Annotated in this window: 14 protein-coding genes; 7 read left to right on the forward strand and 7 right to left on the reverse strand. The window is 72.3% G+C overall.

Translation table 11 applies throughout. The features are described from left to right. The first annotated feature begins 12 nt into the window (after positions 1-12). Genes ABZ459_RS21045 through ABZ459_RS21075 form a run of 7 tightly spaced genes read left to right on the forward strand, consistent with a single transcriptional unit; the run spans position 13 to position 6806 of the window. Complete coding sequence (locus ABZ459_RS21045; protein ID WP_352356043.1) at positions 13-1236, forward strand: sugar ABC transporter substrate-binding protein; 1224 nt, start codon at positions 13-15, stop codon at positions 1234-1236. After that, the gene (locus ABZ459_RS21050; protein ID WP_352328753.1) at positions 1236-2090 is read left to right on the forward strand and encodes a sugar ABC transporter permease; all 855 of its coding nucleotides are present in this window, start codon (positions 1236-1238) and stop codon (positions 2088-2090) included. The genes ABZ459_RS21045 and ABZ459_RS21050 overlap by 1 nt, the downstream gene beginning before the upstream one ends. Then, entirely contained in the window at positions 2087-2932 is an 846-nt protein-coding gene (locus ABZ459_RS21055; protein ID WP_344207377.1) for a carbohydrate ABC transporter permease, read from the forward strand. Before ABZ459_RS21050 ends, ABZ459_RS21055 begins: the two co-directional genes overlap by 4 nt. Next, a complete protein-coding gene (locus ABZ459_RS21060) occupies positions 2932-3954 on the forward strand; it encodes an NAD-dependent epimerase/dehydratase family protein (protein ID WP_357972430.1) in 1023 nt (340 codons plus the stop codon). Before ABZ459_RS21055 ends, ABZ459_RS21060 begins: the two co-directional genes overlap by 1 nt. After that, the gene (locus ABZ459_RS21065; RefSeq protein ID WP_357972433.1) at positions 3954-4994 is read left to right on the forward strand and encodes a dihydrodipicolinate synthase family protein; all 1041 of its coding nucleotides are present in this window, start codon (positions 3954-3956) and stop codon (positions 4992-4994) included. The genes ABZ459_RS21060 and ABZ459_RS21065 overlap by 1 nt, the downstream gene beginning before the upstream one ends. Continuing rightward, positions 4978-5952 (forward strand): hydroxyacid dehydrogenase, encoded by a 975-nt coding sequence (locus ABZ459_RS21070; protein ID WP_357972436.1) that lies wholly within the window; start codon positions 4978-4980, stop codon positions 5950-5952. The genes ABZ459_RS21065 and ABZ459_RS21070 overlap by 17 nt, the downstream gene beginning before the upstream one ends. Beyond that, on the forward strand, positions 5949-6806 hold the full coding sequence (locus tag ABZ459_RS21075) for a GNAT family N-acetyltransferase (protein ID WP_357972439.1): 858 nt from the start codon (positions 5949-5951) through the stop codon (positions 6804-6806). The genes ABZ459_RS21070 and ABZ459_RS21075 overlap by 4 nt, the downstream gene beginning before the upstream one ends. On the opposite strand, the gene ABZ459_RS21080 is transcribed toward ABZ459_RS21075, so the two are convergent. Genes ABZ459_RS21080 through ABZ459_RS21110 form a run of 7 tightly spaced genes read right to left on the reverse strand, consistent with a single transcriptional unit; the run spans position 6803 to position 17584 of the window. Further along, positions 6803-8656, reverse strand: coding sequence for a DUF5107 domain-containing protein (locus tag ABZ459_RS21080; RefSeq protein WP_357972442.1), 1854 nt, complete (start codon positions 8654-8656; stop codon positions 6803-6805). The two genes, ABZ459_RS21075 and ABZ459_RS21080, sit on opposite strands and share 4 nt — an antisense overlap. Next, complete coding sequence (locus tag ABZ459_RS21085; protein WP_357972446.1) at positions 8653-12402, reverse strand: carbohydrate-binding protein; 3750 nt, start codon at positions 12400-12402, stop codon at positions 8653-8655. Before ABZ459_RS21085 ends, ABZ459_RS21080 begins: the two co-directional genes overlap by 4 nt. Continuing rightward, on the reverse strand, positions 12399-13427 hold the full coding sequence (locus ABZ459_RS21090) for a Gfo/Idh/MocA family oxidoreductase (protein ID WP_357972449.1): 1029 nt from the start codon (positions 13425-13427) through the stop codon (positions 12399-12401). Before ABZ459_RS21090 ends, ABZ459_RS21085 begins: the two co-directional genes overlap by 4 nt. Continuing rightward, positions 13424-14410, reverse strand: a complete 987-nt coding sequence (locus tag ABZ459_RS21095) for a Gfo/Idh/MocA family oxidoreductase (protein ID WP_357972452.1) — start codon at positions 14408-14410, stop codon at positions 13424-13426. Before ABZ459_RS21095 ends, ABZ459_RS21090 begins: the two co-directional genes overlap by 4 nt. A gap of 32 nt (positions 14411-14442) precedes the next feature. After that, entirely contained in the window at positions 14443-15330 is an 888-nt protein-coding gene (locus tag ABZ459_RS21100) for a carbohydrate ABC transporter permease (protein WP_357972454.1), read from the reverse strand. Continuing rightward, complete coding sequence (locus tag ABZ459_RS21105) at positions 15327-16286, reverse strand: sugar ABC transporter permease (RefSeq protein WP_357972457.1); 960 nt, start codon at positions 16284-16286, stop codon at positions 15327-15329. The genes ABZ459_RS21100 and ABZ459_RS21105 overlap by 4 nt, the downstream gene beginning before the upstream one ends. After that, complete coding sequence (locus tag ABZ459_RS21110; protein WP_357972460.1) at positions 16286-17584, reverse strand: ABC transporter substrate-binding protein; 1299 nt, start codon at positions 17582-17584, stop codon at positions 16286-16288. Before ABZ459_RS21110 ends, ABZ459_RS21105 begins: the two co-directional genes overlap by 1 nt. Between the last annotated feature and the right edge of the window lie 36 nt (positions 17585-17620).

A 17620-nucleotide genomic window follows, 5' to 3' on the forward strand; every position in this document is an offset into this window, starting at 1 on the left:
GAAGGAACCATCATGCGACTGCGCGCGCTGGCCGCCGCTGCGGCCGCCCTCGGCACGCTGACCGCCTGCGGCGGCGGCTCCGGAGGCGACGAGAAGCAGACCGTGACCATGTGGATCTACCCGAACATCGCCGACCAGCCCAAGCACCAGGCGTTCTGGGACGAGCAGACCAAGGCGTTCGAGGCGGCCAACCCGAACATCGACGTCAAGGTCGAGATCTACCCGTGGGCCAAGCGCGACGAGGCGCTGTCCACGGCGATCGCCGGCAACAAGGCGCCCGACGTGGTCTACCTCATCCCCGACCAGCTCCCCAAGTACGCCAGGACGCTGGAGCCGGTGGACGCCTACCTCGCCGACAAGGCCGACTACCGGGACAACGCCCTGAAGTCGGTCACCATCGACGGCAAGGTCATGGGCGCGCCGATCCTCATGTCGGCCAACCCGCTGGTCTGCAACCAGAAGGCGTTCGACGCCGCCGGCGTCACCGAGTTCCCCAAGACCTGGGACGACGTGCTCGCCCTGGCCCCGAAGTTCAAGGCCAAGGACGTCGACGTCACCAACTACTGGGCCGACCCCGCCGCCACCCTCAACCAGTCGTTCTACCCGCTGCTGTGGCAGGCGGGCGGCGACGTGTTCAGCCCCGACGGCAAGTCGGCGGCCTTCGGCGGCGCCGAGGGCGTCAAGGCGCTGACCTTCCTGAAGAAGCTGGCCGACGGCGGCTACGTGGAGAAGGACCTGCTGACCGGCCTGCCCAAGTTCGAGCAGACCAGGACCGCGCAGAACAAGGTGGCCTGCACCTGGCAGCAGCTGCCCGCCGACGTCGAGTCGTTCTGGGGCAAGGAGAACATCAAGGTCCTGCCTCCGCTGACCGACGCCAAGCAGGTCGCCTACGGCACGGTCGGCTCGCTGGCCCTGCTCAAGGCGTCCGACCACAAGGAGGCGGCGGGCAAGTGGATCGGCTTCGCCACCGGCGCCGCCCCGAGCAAGGCCTACGACCTGGCCTCCGGCTACTTCTCCCCGCGCAAGTCCACCGGCTCGCTGTACGCGGCCGACCCGGTGCAGGCCGAGGTGGAGAAGGCGCTCGACCTGACCACGGCCGGGCCGCTGCACGAGAAGGCGCGTGACGTGATGGGCGTCCTGGCTCCCGAGATCCAGGCCGCGCTGATCGGCAAGAAGACGCCCGAGCAGGCGCTCGCCGACGCGGCCAAGGCCGCGGACGCGCTGCTGGGTGGCTGATGGCGGCGATCGACGTCAGGCGGTGGGAGGCGCGGACCGGACTGCTGTTCGTCCTGCCGTGCCTCCTGCTCTTCCTGCTGTTCCGGTTCGGCCCGTCCGTCGCCGGGGTGCTGCTGGGGTTCTTCGACTCCTCCATCGGCGCCAGCCCGGAGTGGACCGGCGTGGACAACTACCGGCGGATGGCCGCCGACCCCGTCTTCTGGGAGTCGCTGCGCATCACGCTGATCTACACGATCCTGTACGTTCCGGCGTCGATGGCCGCCTCGGTGGGCATGGCGCTGCTGGTGCGCCGCGCCTTCCGCGGGGCCGCCTTCTTCCGCTCGGTCTTCTTCCTGCCCGTCGTCACCAGCCTGGTCCTGGCCGGGACGGTCTTCACCTGGCTGTTCTCCTCCGAGGGGCCGATCACCAAGCTCACCGGGCAGTCCTGGCTGGCCTCCACCACGCTGGTCATCCCGGCCCTGGTGATCGTCTCGGTCTGGTCCAGGTTCGGCTACGGCATGCTGATCGTCCTGGCCCGGCTGCAGGACCTGCCGCGGGAGCTGGAGGAGGCCGCGCTCACCGACGGCGCCTCCACCTGGCAGCGGTTCCGCTACATCGTGGCCCCGCAGCTGCGCCCGGCGCTGTTCTTCGTCGCCGTGATCGAGACGACGAACTCCTTCCAGGTGTTCGACCTGGTCTACGTGATGACCGGCGGCGGCCCGGCGCACGGCAGCTTCACGCTGGTCATGGCCCTGTACGAGCAGGCGTTCAAGAACTTCGACTTCGGCTACGCCAGCGCCATCGGCGTCGCGCTGTTCGTCATGACCCTCGTGGTCGCGCTGATCCAGCGCCTGATGATCGGGAGGTCGAAGTGACGACATACCGCCCGTACAAGGCGCTGGAACCGACCAGGGCCGGGAAGGTCGCCAGGTTCGTCCTGCTGGCCGTCGCCACGCCGGTCACGCTGTTCCCGTTCTACGCGATGGTCGTCCTGTCGCTGAAGCCGGGCACGGCCGTGACGTTCCCGGAGAGCATGCTGCCCTGGCCGGTCGACTTCAGCGCCTACGGCGAGGTGCTGGGCGGCCGCGACCTGGTCACCTGGACGGTCAACACGCTGATCTACTCCGTGGTCAGCGTGGTGGCCGTGCTGCTGCTGGCCTCGCTGGCCGGATACGCCTTCGCCAAGAAACGTTTCCCCGGCCGCGAGCCCATGTTCTGGTCGTTCCTGGCCATGGTCATGGTGCCCTACCACGTGACGCTCATCCCGACCTTCATGCTCATCGCCGAGCTGGGCGGGGTGGACACGTACTGGGGGCTGATCCTGCCGACGCTCGCCAACGCGCAGGCGGTCTTCCTCATGCGGCAGTTCATCATGGGCCTGCCGGACGAGCTGTTCGAGGCGGCCCGGCTCGACGGCGCCTCCGAATGGCGGATCTTCATCAGGATCGTCCTGCCGCTGTGCAAGCCGATCCTGGCCACGCTGGGCGTCTTCGTCTTCCTGTGGCACTGGAACGACCTGCTCTGGCCGCTCATCATCGGCGGCGGCGCCGACATGCGCACCCTCACCGTGGGCATCGCCTCCCTGCAGACGGAGAACGTCCCGCTCAGCGTCGTGCTGGCCGGGGCCACGGTCGCGTTCGTACCGATCTTCGCCGCCTACCTGGTCGGCCAGCGTTATTTCACCGAAGGAGTCACGATGTCGGGGATCAAGGGTTGATGTTCACCTCCGTCGACGATCTGGAAGAGCACCTCACCCGCCCGTCCGAGTCGCTCGTCGCCGACCTCGCCGCCGGCTCCGGCGACCTGGTCGTGCTGGGCGCCGGGGGCAAGATGGGGCCCACGCTGTGCCGCCTGGCCCGGCGCGGCCTGGACGCCGCCGGGCGCGGCGCGGACCGCGTCTTCGCCGTCTCGCGCTGGTCCGACCGCGCGGCGGCCGGCGCACTGGCCGGGCACGGCGTGGACGTCGTCCCCTTCGACCTGCTCGACGGCGACCTGGGCACGCTGCCCGACGCCGCGGACGTGGTCTTCATGGTCGGGGCGAAGTTCGGCACGTCCGCCGCGCCGTACCTGGCCTGGGTCGTCAACGCGGCCCTGCCCGCCCGCGTCGCCGAGCGGTACGGCGGGGCGCGCGTCGCCGCGCTGTCCACGGGCAACGTCTACCCGCTGGTGCCGCTGTCGTCCGGCGGGAGCGTCGAGGGCGACCCGGTCGGGCCGGTGGGCGAGTACGCGATGAGCTGCCTCGGCCGCGAGCGCGTCTTCGAGCACGCGGCCGCCACCCGCGGCACGGCCGTGACGATCGTCCGCCTCAACTACGCCGTGGACCTGCGGTACGGCGTGCTGGCCGACATCGGGCAGCGGGTGCTGTCCGGCGCTCCGGTGGACGTGACGACCGGGCACGTCAACGTGGTGTGGCAGGGCTACGCCAACGAGGTCGTGCTGCGCTCGCTGGCCCACGCGACGGCGGGCACGCCGTTCACGCTGAACCTGACCGGTCCCGAGACCGCCTCGGTGCGCCGGGTGGCCGCCGCCTTCGGCGCGCGCCTCGGCACGCCGGTGTCCTTCGAGGGTTCGGAGGCCGGCACGGCGTTGCTGAACGACGCCACGCTCTGCCACCGCCTCTTCGGCTACCCGCACGTGCCGCTGGGCACGCTGGTCGACTGGCAGGCCGACTGGCTGACCGCCGGGCTGCCGACGTCGGGCAAGCCCACCAAGTTCGCCGTACGAGACGGGAGATTCTGATGCCCACGCCGAACCCCGCGCTGTCGCGCCTGCGGGCGGGGACCGTCATCCCCGCCCACCCGCTGGCGCTGACCGCGGACCGGACGCTGGACGAGCGCCGCCAGGCCGCGCTCACCCGGTACTACCTGGCGGCGGGGGCCGGCGGCCTGGCCGTGGGCGTGCACACGACCCAGTTCGAGATCCGCGGGGCCGGGCTGCTGGAGCCGGTCCTCCGGCTGGCCGCCGACGTCGCACGTGAGTCCGCCCGTGAGTCCGCCAGTGAGTCCGCCCGTGAGTCCGCCGGGGAGCGGCCGGTGCTGGTCGCCGGGGCGTGCGGGCCGACCGCGCAGGCGGTGGCCGAGGCCGAGCTGGCCGCCTCGCTCGGGTACGACGCCGTGCTGCTCTCGCCGGTCGTGCCGGGCGCCTCCGAGGACGACCTGCTGGCGCGGGCGCGGGCCGTGGGCGAGGTGCTGCCGGTCGTCGGCTTCTACCTCCAGGCGGCGATCGGCGGGCCGGTGTTGTCGCGCGGCTTCTGGCGGGCCCTGGCCGACCAGCCCTCCACGGTCGCGGTGAAGGTGGCGGCGTTCGACCGCTACCGCTCGCTGGACGTGGCGCACGGCGTGGCCGCCTCCGACCGGGCCGACCAGGTCACGCTCTACACGGGCAACGACGACCACATCATCGGCGACCTGCTGGCCGAGCTGCCCGGCGGCCTGCGCTTCGCCGGCGGGCTGCTCGGCCAGTGGGCGGTGTGGACCCGGGCGGCGGTGGAGATGGTCGACGCCCTGCGTGACGACCCGGCGCCGTGGTGGGGCCGGGCCACGGCGCTCACCGACGCCAACGCCGCCGTCTTCGACAGCGCCAACGCCTTCGCCGGCTGCATCGCCGGCGTGCACGAGGTGCTGCGCAGGCAGGGCCTGCTGGCGGGCACCTGGTGCCTCGACCCGGACGAGGGCCTCTCCCCCGGCCAGGCCGAGGAGCTGACCCGCGTCAGCGCCGCCTACCCGTGGCTGACCGACGACGACTTCGTGGCGGAGCACCGCGATGCCTGGCTCGGCTGACTCCGCCGTGCGCGTCCTGGTCAGCGTTCCGCCGCCGCTGCGTGCGCAGTTCTTCCCCGACCCCGCCGCCCTGCTGGCCCTGGGGGACGTGCGGCTGCTCGACGACCACCGCGCGCTGCCCGAGGCGCTGCCCGGCACCGAGGTGCTGGTGACCTCGTGGGGGGTGCCGCCGCTGACCGCCGAGCTGCTCGACCGGGCGCCGGGGCTGCGGCTGGTCGCGCACACCGGAGCGACGGTCAAGCCGTTCGTCACCGGCGAGCTGTGGGCGCGGGGCGTCCGGGTGACGCAGGCGGGCGCGGCCATGGCCCGGTCGGTCGCCGAGGTGGCGCTGACGTTCACGCTGGCGCTGCTGCACCAGGTGCACCGCTTCGACCACGCCCTGCGCGGCGGCCGGCCGTGGGAGGCGGCCGAGCGGGCGCCGGCCAGGCGGGAGATCCTCGGCTGCCCGATCGGCGTCATCGGCGCCTCCAGGACCGGCCGGGCCTACCTCGACCTCGTCCGCGCGCTCGGCGCCGAGGTCACCGTCGCCGACCCGTACCACGAGGGCGCCGTGGAGCTGGACGAGCTGCTGTCCACCAGCCGGATCGTGGCCGTGCACGCGCCGGCGCTGCCGGAGACGCGCCACCTGCTGGGGGCGCGGGAGCTGGCGCTGATGCCCGACGGCGCCGGGCTGGTCAACACCGCCAGGTCGTGGCTGGTGGACGAGGCCGCCCTGCTGGCCGAGCTGCGTACGGGACGGCTGGACGCGGCGATCGACGTCTTCGACGAGGAGCCGCTGCCGGTCGGGCACCCGTTCCGCGCGCTGCCGAACGTGCTGCTCACCCCGCATCAGGCGGCCGGCACCGATTCGGGCCGGGCCCGTCAGGGCCGGCTGGTGGTCGAGGAGATCGCCCGGTACGCCGGCGGCGTCCCGCTGGCGCACGAGGTGACCCCGGAGCTGCTGGGGAGGATGGGATGACGTCCCTGCGCACCGCACGTCCCGGCGACCGGGAGGCGCTCTACGCGCTGTGGGCCGCCTGCTTCGACGCCCCGCACGTGGTGCCCCTGTACGAGACCGACCCCGGCCGGTACGGCAGGACGTTCGTCACCGGCGACGTGTCGGCCTGCGTGTACTACCTGCCGCGCCGGCTGCACGACGGCCAGGGCGGCGAGGTGCGGGCGGGCGGCGTGGCCAACGTCGCCGCCCATCCGTCGGTCCGCGGGCGCGGGCACGTCCGGCGGCTGCTGGCGATGGCGGCCGAGGCGATGGCGGCCGACGGCTGCGCCTGGTCCCTGCTGTTCACCGGCACGCCGGGGGTCTACAAGGAGTGGACCGGCTTCGAGCTGCGGACGGTGTCCGGCCCGTTGCGCCGTACCGGCCCGGCCGGGCGCGGGCTGCGCCGGATCCCCGTGGGCGAGGCGGCGATCCTGCGGGAGGTGTACGAGCGGCACAACGCGCGGCGTCCGCTGACCGCCGTGCGCGACGAGGCGCACTGGCGGGACCGGCTGCCGATCTGGTACGGCGACCCGGTCGAGCTGCTGGCCGGGGACGCCGGGTACGCCGCCGTGCGATGGGACGGCGGCGTACTCGACGTGCTGGAGGTGGCCGGAGACCTGCCCGAGGTGCTCTCCGCGCTGGCCGCCGAGGCGGCGGCCAGGGGCGTCCGCACCGGCAGGGCCAGGCTGACCTGGGCCGAGCCGGCCCTGCCGCACCTGTTCGCGAGCGTCGTCCGGGAGCGGGACCGCGCCGGGATGGCCCGCGCGATCCTGGGCGACCCGGCCCCCGTGACCGGCGCGGCGAACGCCGCCCACTGGCCGGCGGACTACTTCTAGCCGGGTTCGGACATGCGGAAGTCGTACCGGGGCGGGACGGGTTCGCCGGGGTGGACGGCCAGCCAGAGGCGGTCGAGCGAGACCTCCCCCTCTCTCAGGTCGTCCACGCGGATCCCGTCCACCAGCAGACGGCGCAGGCGGCCGAGGTCGCCGGTCGCGTGCGCGGCCCTGGCCTCGGCCAGCCGGACGCGACCGTGGTCGCGGTACGGCAGCGCCTCGATCAGGGCGAGCGCCGCCGCGGACCGCCCGGCCACGAGCAGCGCGTCAAGGGTCTCGACGGCCAGTTCCCGCAGGTCCGGGCGCAGCCGGTGCGCCTCGATCATGAGGTCGGCCGCCTCGTCCGGCGACGCGGCGAGGAAGGCCAGGACGCGCAGCGCCCACGGGGTCCTGCGCGCCCCGACCGACCGCTCGCAGGCGTCGCGGGCCGCGTCGTCCTCGCCGTCCGCCAGGCGCATCAGAGCCAGGTGGTAGTACGCGTGCCAGTCGTCCGCGCTCCTCTCCAGCGACTCCCGCCAGCGCCGTCCGGTGATCGGGGACGCGGGCGGGTCGCAGACCGGCAGGCGGCCGGTGGCTCGCAACTCCTGCCAGGGCGACTGTTCGGGGCCCGGCGGCGGGAAGCCGGCGAGTCCTTCCAGGCCGCCCCAGCCGGAGCCTTCGGCCAGCCAATCCTCCTTCGGCCCGAACGCCGCCGCCTCCCCCAGCGCCTCCTCCAGCCGCGCCGGAGTGACGAGCCGTTCCAGGGCCTCGGCCGTCGCCGCGCACGCCTCCCGCCAGCTCCCGTGCACGGCCGCCGCGTCGACGTCGAGCCGGCCGTACGCCTCGACCCAGGACCAGGTCGCGCCGCCGGGCATCGGCAGGTGTTCCAGCTGGGTCCTGGCGAGCCCGGCCTGGATCTCCAGGTAGGGCGCGCCGGGGCCGGACAGCCACTCCTGCCACTGCCGGCCGCCGGTCGTGGTCCCCCAGCAGAACAGCTTGCGGCCGCGCAGCATGCCGGTGGACGTCTGGACGAGCCCCGACCCGGCCTCGTCCAGGGCCGCGATCCAGCGGCGCGCCCCCTCGGGCAGGTCCAGGAAGTAGTCGGCCGCCCGGACGGCCCGCGCCGGGTAGCTGCGGTCGGCGCCGTCCGTCCCGGGGAAGTCCACGTGCCGCAGATCGCTCACGTAGTCGAAGTGGAAGGCGTGCTCGGCCGGGGAGATCACCCGGACCTTCTCGCTCTCCGGCACGGCGATGTTGGACCACCAGTAGACCGGCGTCACCTGGTCGGCGGGGTTGTGCAGGGAGACGTGCACGTAGAGCACCGGCGACCCGGCGGGCAGCCAGGCGTCGATCCGCACGACCAGCCGCCGGAGCCGCTCGAACTCGAACATGCGCAGCACCGGCGTCCCGTCGGCGGCGGTCGCCCGGACCGCGTGCAGCGGCTCGCAGGTCAGCGGCCAGTGCCCGGTCGTGCCCAGGTTCCACTCCACCCCGCCGGCGACCCACGCGTCCCGCAGCGCGAGGTTGGCGGGCTGCAGGATCGGGTTGCGGTGCAGCAGTTCCCGGCCGCTGGGCCGGTGCACGAGTGACCACAGGCGGCCGCCGTAGCCCGGCAGGAACGTCGCTGTGAGCACGTCGTTCTCCAGGACCGCCGTGGGCAGCTCGCGTTCGGCGCGGTCGCGGCCGTACCCCCACTGCCGGGTGTACGGCAGGAGTGAGCGCGGCCGGCCGTAGACCAGGTTCCGGCGCATCTCGTCGTCCACGCCCACGCCGTCGCCGGTGGCCGGGCGCACGCCGGACAGGATCGGCAGCGTCCCGGAGACCGGGTCGGCGGCCCCCTCGACGCGGAGCCTTCCCTCGCGCAGGATCGTCATGGCGTGACCTCGACCGTCAGCCCGAACGACAGCACCGTGCCCCCCGGCAGGACGGGCCGCACCGTGAACGTGTGGGCCGAGCCCGGCACGAGTGGGCCGATCTTCGCCTTGGTCCGGTTCGCCGGGACGCGGGCGACCTCGGTGTCACCGTCGAAGACGGCGTAGCCGGTCGCGATCGGCGACCTGGGCCAGGCCAGCCGCACCGACGTCTTCTTCGTCTCGGCGGTCAGCTGGGCGCCGTCGGCCCACGGGCGCGGCACCTCCACGACGAAGGCGTCCACGATGGCGATCCGTCCGGTGTCGGCGGCGCTCTGCCGGTTCACGACGCGGATCGTGTGCTCGCCCAGTTTCAGGCCGCTCGCCCGGAACACCCGCTGCTGTCCCTGACGGACGGGGCCGTAGCAGTCGGCCGAGGCGCGCAGCTCGCCGTCCACGTAGAGGTCGACGACCCCCATGTCGGTGTAGCGCTCGGTGAGGAAGCTGATGCCGGTGCCGGTGAAGGTGAGCTCGGCGTAGTCCCCCTTCTCGGTGGAGTAGTGCACGTCGTCGCCGTAGTCGCCGAGACCGCGGTTCCGGTCCACGCCGAAGGCGCCGGAGTATTTCACCCGCTGATCGTCGTCGTTGACGTGGGTGAGGATCAGCGCGGGGTCGGTGACGGTCAGCGGGTAGCCGTCCGACAGGCCGTCGTGGATCGCCGTGATGGTCGTCGAGCCCCAGGACACCGCCTTCACCACGCCGTGCGCGTCCACCGTCGCGACCGACGGGTCCGAGCTGAGGTAGGTGACGCCGTCGGAGACCGGGACGCGGCTGCCGTCGGCGCGCACGGCCTCGACGGTGAGCGTGGCGCTCTCGCCCGCCTTGAGCGCGGTGGCGCCGGTCACGACCAGTGCCTTGGTCGCGGCGGTGCCCGCGGTGACGGTGAACGCGTCGAGCAGCAGGCCGCTCCCCTCGGCGACGATCCGGAACGTGTGCGCGCCCGCGGTGAGCTTCACCCAGGTGCCGACGGTCGTGAAGTGGCCGTCGCCGCCGGTGTCCGGCACGTGCACCGGGTACCGGTCGCCGTCCACCTCGAAGCGGAAGGAGGTGTCCTTGCCGGACGCGGCGGTGAACCCGACCCGGTAGAGCCCGGTGTGCGGCGCGAAGACGTTCTCGTAGCGCAGGTAGTCGCCCTCGTCCACATGGCCGACCGCCCGCACGGGGCCGTCGGCGCCCTGGTACGCGCCCACGACCACGCCGGTGTCGGCCCCCTTCCAGGCCCATTCCTGGCCCAGGTTCCACTGCATGGTGTAGTGCTCCGCCTCGATCGTCTGCGCGGCGGCGCCCTGAAGGTCGAAGCGCATCCGGTTCCACACGATGTTGGAGTGGGCCTCCGTCCACACCACCTTGATCGCATGCCTGCCGGCGGTCAGCCTGACGACGAAGTCCTCGGTCCTGATCCGGTTGACCCCGCCCGTGTCGCGCAGGCTCAGCACGCCCGAGACGTCGGCCCCGTCGACCTCGACCCGGAACCTCAGCGGGTCGGCGTTGACCGTCGAGTACTGGAACTGCAGCAGGTAGTCGCCGTTCGCGGGGATCTCGACGTCGTCGTACCGCAGCCAGTCGCCGGTGTCGACGACGGAGACGCCGGGGGTTCCGTCGTCGCTGACCGCGTCCTCGGCGGCGAGCCAGACGCCCTCCTGCGCGGTGGGCTTCTCGGCCTGGATCGTGATCGACTCGGGCCGCTCGCGGGTGAACCGCATCCAGTTCATGAAGAACCAGCGGCCGTCCTCGCGGATGATCCGGATCGTGTGGCGGCCCTCGGAGAGGGCGAGGTCGCGCTCGACCGTCCGGTAGACGTTGTAGCCGCCGGAGTCCGGCACGGTGACCGTCCCCAGCGCGTCCCGGCCGTCCACCTCGACCCGGAACCGGTTGCCCTGCTCGGACGACACCCGGAACTCGGCCCGGTAGGTCCCGCTCGCGGGCACCACGACGTTGTCGTACTCGGCCCACTCGCCGGCCTCGTCCAGGTAGACCGAGCCGAAGCCGCCCTCGGGCGGCGCCTCGACGCCGTACGCGCCCCTGGCCTCGGTGTAGTCCTCGTTCTCGACCTTGAACTGGACGAGCGGCGCCGCGAGCGCGGCCGGCGGCGTGGCCCCGGGCACGACCTCGACCGTGCCGATCGGGTACACCTTGCCGGCGCCGTCCGGCATGGCCAGCTCGATGCGCGGCCTGCCGTCGGCGCCGAGCATGGCCACCGCGACGTCGTAGGTCCCGGCCGGGACGCCGGCGGGCAGCGTGAACTCCGACCGCAGCTCGCGCACGTCCCCCTTGAACCACTTCGTCTGGTCGAGCGAGTCGTCGGTGCCGCGCCACACCACCTCGCCCGTGGCGCGGTCGGTGAAGCGCACCTCCAGCGGGTACCTGCGCGGGCTGAAGCCGACGCCGTTGTTGGTCCAGGTGTGGGCGAGCGTGAACCGGCCACCGGGCGTGACCTGCGAGTCGTACGTCGCCCGCGGCATGAGGAAGCGGTAGCCGGAGTAGCGCCCGAGCGTCGTGAACCACTCGCCGTAGGCGTCCTTCATCGCCTGCCACTGCGCGAAGCTCGTGTTGTTGATGCCCTGGAGGTTCGAGTGGTAGCCCTCCAGCGCGTTCTTGACCACGAGCCGCGGGTTGTTCAGCATGATCCCGCTGTCCCAGCCCGCTCCCTCCGAGACCTGGATGAGGTCACGGCGGAGCTTGCGGTTGATCCACACGTTCTCGCTGCCGGTGCCGTACTGCATCCACGGGAACGCGCTGTTCACGGTGTCGGACCGCAGGCCCCAGTTCTCGTTGCGGGCGGCCTGGTCGTAGCCGAACGCGACGTACCGCTTGGCCTGCGTGTCGGCGTCGGGGTCGGACGCGATCACGTCGGCGCCGGGGTTCGGCATCATGACCATCGTCTCGGTGAAGGCGTCGGCGTAGATGTCGATGATCGCGCGCAGCGTCGCCGAGCGGGTGGCGTTGTCGGGCCACGGGAAGTTCATCGCGTCGTTCCAGCCCGACCATTCGCCGAACAGCGCGAAGGCGCGCAGGTCGACCCAGGCCATCCCCGGGTTCTTGTCGTAGCGGGCGGCGAAGGCGCCGACCGCCTCCTTGAGCTCGGCGAGGTAGATCGGGTCGTGGTAGATGGGCTGCCGCGACTTGTAGACCGTGTTGTACGGCGCGAGCCGGAACCCCGCGCCGAGCTTGTCGAAGAGCCAGGCGGGCGGGTACTCGTAGGCGAAGACGCTGGGGTCGTTCTCGATGTCGGGCGCCTCGGACATGAGGAGCTGGAACTCGACGGTCTTGCCCTGCTCGACGACGCGCTTCATGAACGCGTCCAGGCGGTCCCAGGTGAAGGCGTCGTCCTCGGGCTCGAAGTCGGCCCACGCGATCTGCAGCCGGACGATGTCCGCGTCGTCGGGGATCTTCTCCTTGCCGTCGACGAACGCGGTGATCGCGGGATCGTCGGTGAAGACGTAGCCGCGCCGGCCCGCGGGCTTGGGCGAGTTGATGTCGAAGGCGGTGCCGGTGTACGGGTTGCCGTGCAGCACCTCGTGCGTGTCGGTGAAGGTCACCGTCGTGCGGGGAGCCGGGGTCTCGGCGGCAGTGGCGGCGGCAGTGGCGGCGGCAGTGGCGGCGGCAGTGGCGGCGGCAGTGGCGGCGGCAGTGGCGGCGTGGCCCGGCACGACGGCCAGGGCCGCGGCGACCGCGACGGACAGGGCGACGCCGAGCAGGCCGCGGCTCATCGGTTCCCCATCTCAAGACGTACGGGGACGGCCCCGGTCAGCGACCGGTACGCCGCCTCGACCAGCGCGACGGTGTGGTAGCCCGCCCGCGCGTCGGGCTGGCGGGCCTCGCCGGTGCGGACCGCGTCGAGGAAGGCGCGGATCAGCAGGTCGTCCAGCGGCGCGCCGTAACCGGCGGCGACCGCGCCCTTGCTGTTCCAGCCGGTGAGGACGCCGGCGAAGGGCGCGATCTCGGCCACGCCCTCGGTGCCGACGACGGTCAGCGTCACCAGGTCGCCGGCGTTGGGCCGGCCGGGCGGCCGCGACCAGGAGCAGTCGATCGAGGCGATGGCGCCGTCGCGGTAACGCAGCGAGACGAGCCCGGCCGTCTCGACCGGTGCGGCGGCGCCGTCGCGGCCCGGGTTCGGGATCGTGTTGGCGATCGCGTACACCTCGACGGGGTCCTCGTCCAGGAGGTCGGCGAGCAGGTCGGCCACGTGCACGACGTGGTCGGTCAGGGCGCCTCCGCCGCTGAGCGCCGGGTCGACGAACCAGCCCCGGGTGGTGGGCACGCCGCCGCAGTTCGTGGCCGCGACGGAGACGATCCGGCCGAGGTCTCCGCGCCGTACCGCCGCGCGCAGTTCGGCGTAGACGGGGGCGAACCTGACCGGGAACGCCGTCATCAGCACGGTGCCCGCGGCCCGCGCGGCGTCGAGCATCTCGGCCGCGTCCGCGAGCGACGTCGCCAGCGGCTTCTCGCACAGCACGGCCACGCCCTCGGAAGCCGCGCGCACCGCCAGCTCGCGGTGCCGGACGTTCTCGGCGCAGATCACCACGCCGTCCGGCCGCCACGCCCAGAGGTCCTCCTCGGTCTCGAAGTAGCCGACGCCGAGCGCGTCGGCGAGCGCCCGGCCGCCGAGCTCACCGGTGGGGCGGTCGGCGTGGCCGGGGTCGCACGCCGCGATCTCGATGTCGCCGGCACGTCGCAGGGCGGCGGCGTACTCGGTCGCGTGCAGGTGGGCGAAGGAGAGGAGTCCGATCCTCATGCGGCAGATACCTCTTCCGTGGCGGGCTGAAGGTCGACGGGCAGGCCACTGGCGGCCGAGCGGGCCACGGCGTCCGCGATGCGCATGGCCTCGAGGCCGTCGAGGGCGGTGACCCTCGGCGCGGCACCGCTCGCGATGGAGTGCAGGAAATCCGCCAGCTCGGCGCGATAGGGGCTGGTCAGCGGGGAGAAGTCAGGCAGGAGGTCCCCGCCGGGCTCGGCGCTTCCCTCGTAGCGGAAGGCGCGGCGCTCGGCGGAGTCGCCGTGCACGACGCCGTCGGAGCCGGCGACCTCGAACTGCGTGCGGAACTCGATCGGAGCCGTGGTCCAGGTCGCGGTGAGCAGCGAGATCGCGCCGCCGGCATGCGTCAGGAACGCCTGGGTGCTCTGGCTGCCGTCCACGACGTTCGTCCGGGCGAACACCCGCTCGACGTCGCCGCCGATCCAGCGGGCGATGTCGATGTCGTGGATCATGAGGTCGAGCAGCACGCCGCCGGAGCGGTGCTCGTCCAGGTACCAGCCGCTGCGCGGGCTGCGTCCCTGCCGGGTGTGGCGTTGCACGCCGACCCGGCCCACGTCGCCGCGCCGCACCGCGTGCCACAGCTCCTCGTACTCGGCGAAGTACCGGACGACGTGCGCCGGGAAGAGCGGCACCCCGGCCTCGGCGAACCGCGCGACGAGATCCTCCGCCTCCGCGAGGGTGCGGGTCAGGGGTTTCTCGCACACGGTCGGGAGGCGGTGCTCCAGGGCGGCGAGGGCCAGCTCGCGGTGGGTGTGCGTGGGCGTGCAGATGTCGACGACGTCGGCCGCGCCGAACAGCGCCGCCAGATCGGCCACGGGCCGGCCGCCGCCGTGCCGGGCGATGAGCTGCTCCGCGTCGTCGGCGACGGAGCAGACCACGACGTCGTAGCCGAGGTCGAGCCAGGCCGGTAGATGCGCGTTGGCGATGCCGCCCGCGCCGATGAGTCCGACCGTTCCGTGCATGTGGTGACCATCCGTTTCCGCGTGATTGCCGGTCATTTGCCGATGCCTTGCGTCATGCCGTTGACGATGCGGCGGCCGAACCAGAGGTAGATCGCGATCATGGGGAGCACGACGATGACGACGCCGGCGAAGAGACCGCCCCAGTTCGAGGTGTATTGCATGTTGGAGTAGAAGTTGAGCAGCGCGACGTTCAGCGTCTGCATGCGCTGGTCGGGCACCAGCATCAGCACGATCACGGTCTCGTTCCACAGGCTGAGCACGTTCAGCACGGCCACGGTCGTGATGCCGGGCCTGGCGAGCGGGACCATGATCTGCCAGAACGTCCTGAACGGCGTCGCGCCGTCCAGGGCCGCGGCCTCCTCCAGTTCGCCGGGCAGCGACCGGAAGTAGCCGATGAGCACGAAGACGCTGAACGGCAGGCTCAGCACGACGTAGAAGAGCGCCACGGTGATGCGCGGGTCCCAGGCCCCCGTGATCCAGTCGATCATGAACCGCGACAGTCCGGCGCTGATCAGCACCATCGGAACGGCGAACGCCTGGAACGGGATGCTCATGCCGACGGCGAAGAACGTCGCGACCGGCCCGCTCGACCGCCCGCCCAGCCGGGCCACCGCGTACGCGGCCGGGATGCCGAGCCCCATGATGACCGCGACCGAGACGGCCACCAGGACCACCGAGTTGAGCGTGGCGGCCCCGAGCCCCGAGGTCGACCAGGCGGTGGCGAAGTTCTCCCACATCCAGGTGCCGGGCAGCCCCACGGGGTCGGCGAAGATCGACCGCGAGGTCTTGACCGAGTTCAGCATGACCCACAGGACCATGGCCAGGTTGAGCAGCACCCAGAGCCAGAATCCGGCCCTGACCAGGAGGATCGCCGCGGAGCCGAAGGCGTCGGCCGGGCGTCGGCCCGCGGGGCCGGTCATGACCACTCCAGCCGGTCGCGCCGCTGGATGCGGCGGGACAGCACGATCAGCCCGACGGTGACGACCGTCATGACCACCCCGATGGCGGCCGCCTCACCGAGCCGGGCCAGGCCGCCGACGCGTCCGCCCGTGACCCGCAGGTACTGCTCGACGGCCAGGGTCCTGGCCTCCGGCGGCGGGGTGCCGGCCGTGCCGACGAAGGCGATGACGATCTCGAACGTCTTGATGCCGGCGATCGCCCAGAGGGCCGCGGCGGTCGCGATCATGTCGCGGGTCAGTGGCAGGGTGACGTACCTGAACTGCTGGATCAGGCCGGCGCCCTCGATGCGGGCCACCTCGTACAGGCTCGGGGGGATCCCGTCCACCGCGGACATCACCAGGACGACGTAGAAGCCGGCGGCGCTCCACACGACCCCGGCCATGATCACCCGGAAGATGAGCTCGGGTCCGAGCCACGGCTGGCGCAGCGCGTCCAGCCCGGCCAGCCCGAGGACGCTGTTGACCATGCCGTTCGGGTTGAACAGGAACGAGACCGCGAGACCGACGGCGATCGGTGAGATCATGAACGGCAGGAAGACGGCCGACCGGATGAAGGCGCCGGCGCGGGCGGTGCGCAGCGCGACCATCGCGGCGACCGCGATCAGGAAGAGCGCCACCCCGACGACCAGCGTCAGCAGGACGGTGTTCAGGAACGACGACAGGAACATCCGGCTCGACAGGAGTTCGGCGTAATTGGCGAGGCCGGCCCAGGAGAACTCGGTGCCCAGCCCCGACCATTCGGCGAAACTGAGCACGACACCGAAGATCGACGGCACGACGAAGAAGATCAGGTAGGCGACCAGTGCCGGCAGCAGCAACGGCAGGTACAGCCAGCGGCGCTCGACGTGCAGGGCGCCACCGGCGGCCCGCACCCGCCCCCGCCGTGCCGCGGGCCGCGCCACGGTGTCCGCGACCATCAGTCCCCCAGCTCGGCGGTCTGCGCCTTGCCCTCGGCCAGGAACTTCCCGGCGTCGATCGACCCGCCGACGAGCTTGTCGTCGAGCGGGAGGAAGACGTCGTTGAACCACTTGGGCGCCACCGTGGCGACGCCGTCGAAGTCGAGGCTGACCGCCGTCGCGGTGCGGATCGACTCCTGGATCGAGGTGAGCTCCTCGGGGGCCGGGGAGTCGGAGCGCGAGGGGATGTTGTCGGCGTCGGTCGCGATCCGGTCGATGTACTTCTTCTGCATCGCGAACGCCAGGAAGTCGGAGACCGCCCGCCGGTTCGCCGACTTCGGGTTCACGCCCCAGCCGAGCGCGCCGATCGTGACCGCCGCGCCTTTCGAGGCGTCGACCGGCGGCAACGCGATGATCCGCGCCTTGACCGCCGGGGCGCGCAGCGAGGCCGTCTCGCTGCCGAGCCAGGTGCCGTTGAGGTTGAAGGTGTGGTCGCCGGCCGCCCAGGCGTTCTGCGCGTCGGGGAACTTCGTGGCCATGTGGTCGGGCTGGAAGAGCCCGGCCTTGACCAGCGATTCGAGCTCCGTCACGGCCCGCTTCACGTCGGGACGGTCCCAGGCGGCGGGGTCCTCGGCGAGCTGACGCAGCGTGCCGGGGCCCGCCGTCGAGAGCAGCAGCTGGTAGAGCCAGAACGCGTTGTAGGAGTTGACCGTGCCGTCGAGGGCGATCGGCCGGCGTCCCGCGGCCTTCTCCTTGCCCGCGAGGGCGAGGAAGTCCGCGAAGGTCCTGGGCGGCGTGGTGGCGAAGTCCGGGTGGCGGGCGGCGTCGTACCACAGGCCCACGGAGAAGACGCTGTGGGGCACGAACCCGTACCCCTTGTCGTCGCTGATCGCCTTCAGCACGCTCTTGGGCAGGACCTCCTCGATCGTGGCGTTCTCGCCGGGGATCCTGGTCCGGAAGACGTCCGACATGTCGCCGAGCGCGCCGGCGGCGCGGAACTCGGCGGTGTGGTCGATCGCCGTGTCGAAGAAGTCGGGCCCCTCGCCGGTCGCGATCGCGTTCTTGATCTGCTCTTCCTGGGCCTTGCCGAGCCACTGCACGTCGACCTTGACGCCGGTCTGCTTGGCGTAGTCGGCGATGACGCTCTCGAAGAGCGTGGCCTGCGGGGTGCCCTTGGCCCACTTCCCCCAGTAGACCAGGGGTTTCGCGGCCGAACCGGACGGGGCGGCGGAGGACTCGCCGCCTTGGAGCTTCGTGCCGCACGCGCTCAGGACGAGGAGCGCGCCGACGACGGCCGTGACACGGATGCCGTTGCGCATTGCTGTTCCCTTCTGGGGGCAGGCGTCTACGGAGTG

Origin of the sequence: Nonomuraea sp. NPDC005692 (assembly GCF_040631115.1) — a bacterium.
In the GTDB taxonomy this organism is placed as follows: Bacteria; Actinomycetota; Actinomycetes; order Streptosporangiales; family Streptosporangiaceae; genus Nonomuraea.

What these genes read in the sequence shown, in the direction of transcription:
- ABZ459_RS21045 (WP_352356043.1), top strand. Translation starts at nt 13, where the DNA reads ATGCGACTGCGCGCGCTGGCCGCCGCTGCGGCCGCCCTCGGCACGCTG.
- ABZ459_RS21050 (WP_352328753.1), top strand. Translation starts at nt 1,236, where the DNA reads ATGGCGGCGATCGACGTCAGGCGGTGGGAGGCGCGGACCGGACTGCTG.
- ABZ459_RS21060 (WP_357972430.1), top strand. Translation starts at nt 2,932, where the DNA reads ATGTTCACCTCCGTCGACGATCTGGAAGAGCACCTCACCCGCCCGTCC.
- ABZ459_RS21065 (WP_357972433.1), top strand. Translation starts at nt 3,954, where the DNA reads ATGCCCACGCCGAACCCCGCGCTGTCGCGCCTGCGGGCGGGGACCGTC.
- ABZ459_RS21070 (WP_357972436.1), top strand. Translation starts at nt 4,978, where the DNA reads ATGCCTGGCTCGGCTGACTCCGCCGTGCGCGTCCTGGTCAGCGTTCCG.
- ABZ459_RS21075 (WP_357972439.1), top strand. Translation starts at nt 5,949, where the DNA reads ATGACGTCCCTGCGCACCGCACGTCCCGGCGACCGGGAGGCGCTCTAC.
- ABZ459_RS21080 (WP_357972442.1), bottom strand. Translation starts at nt 8,656, where the DNA reads ATGACGATCCTGCGCGAGGGAAGGCTCCGCGTCGAGGGGGCCGCCGAC.
- ABZ459_RS21085 (WP_357972446.1), bottom strand. Translation starts at nt 12,402, where the DNA reads ATGAGCCGCGGCCTGCTCGGCGTCGCCCTGTCCGTCGCGGTCGCCGCG.
- ABZ459_RS21090 (WP_357972449.1), bottom strand. Translation starts at nt 13,427, where the DNA reads ATGAGGATCGGACTCCTCTCCTTCGCCCACCTGCACGCGACCGAGTAC.
- ABZ459_RS21095 (WP_357972452.1), bottom strand. Translation starts at nt 14,410, where the DNA reads ATGCACGGAACGGTCGGACTCATCGGCGCGGGCGGCATCGCCAACGCG.
- ABZ459_RS21100 (WP_357972454.1), bottom strand. Translation starts at nt 15,330, where the DNA reads ATGACCGGCCCCGCGGGCCGACGCCCGGCCGACGCCTTCGGCTCCGCG.
- ABZ459_RS21105 (WP_357972457.1), bottom strand. Translation starts at nt 16,286, where the DNA reads ATGGTCGCGGACACCGTGGCGCGGCCCGCGGCACGGCGGGGGCGGGTG.
- ABZ459_RS21110 (WP_357972460.1), bottom strand. Translation starts at nt 17,584, where the DNA reads ATGCGCAACGGCATCCGTGTCACGGCCGTCGTCGGCGCGCTCCTCGTC.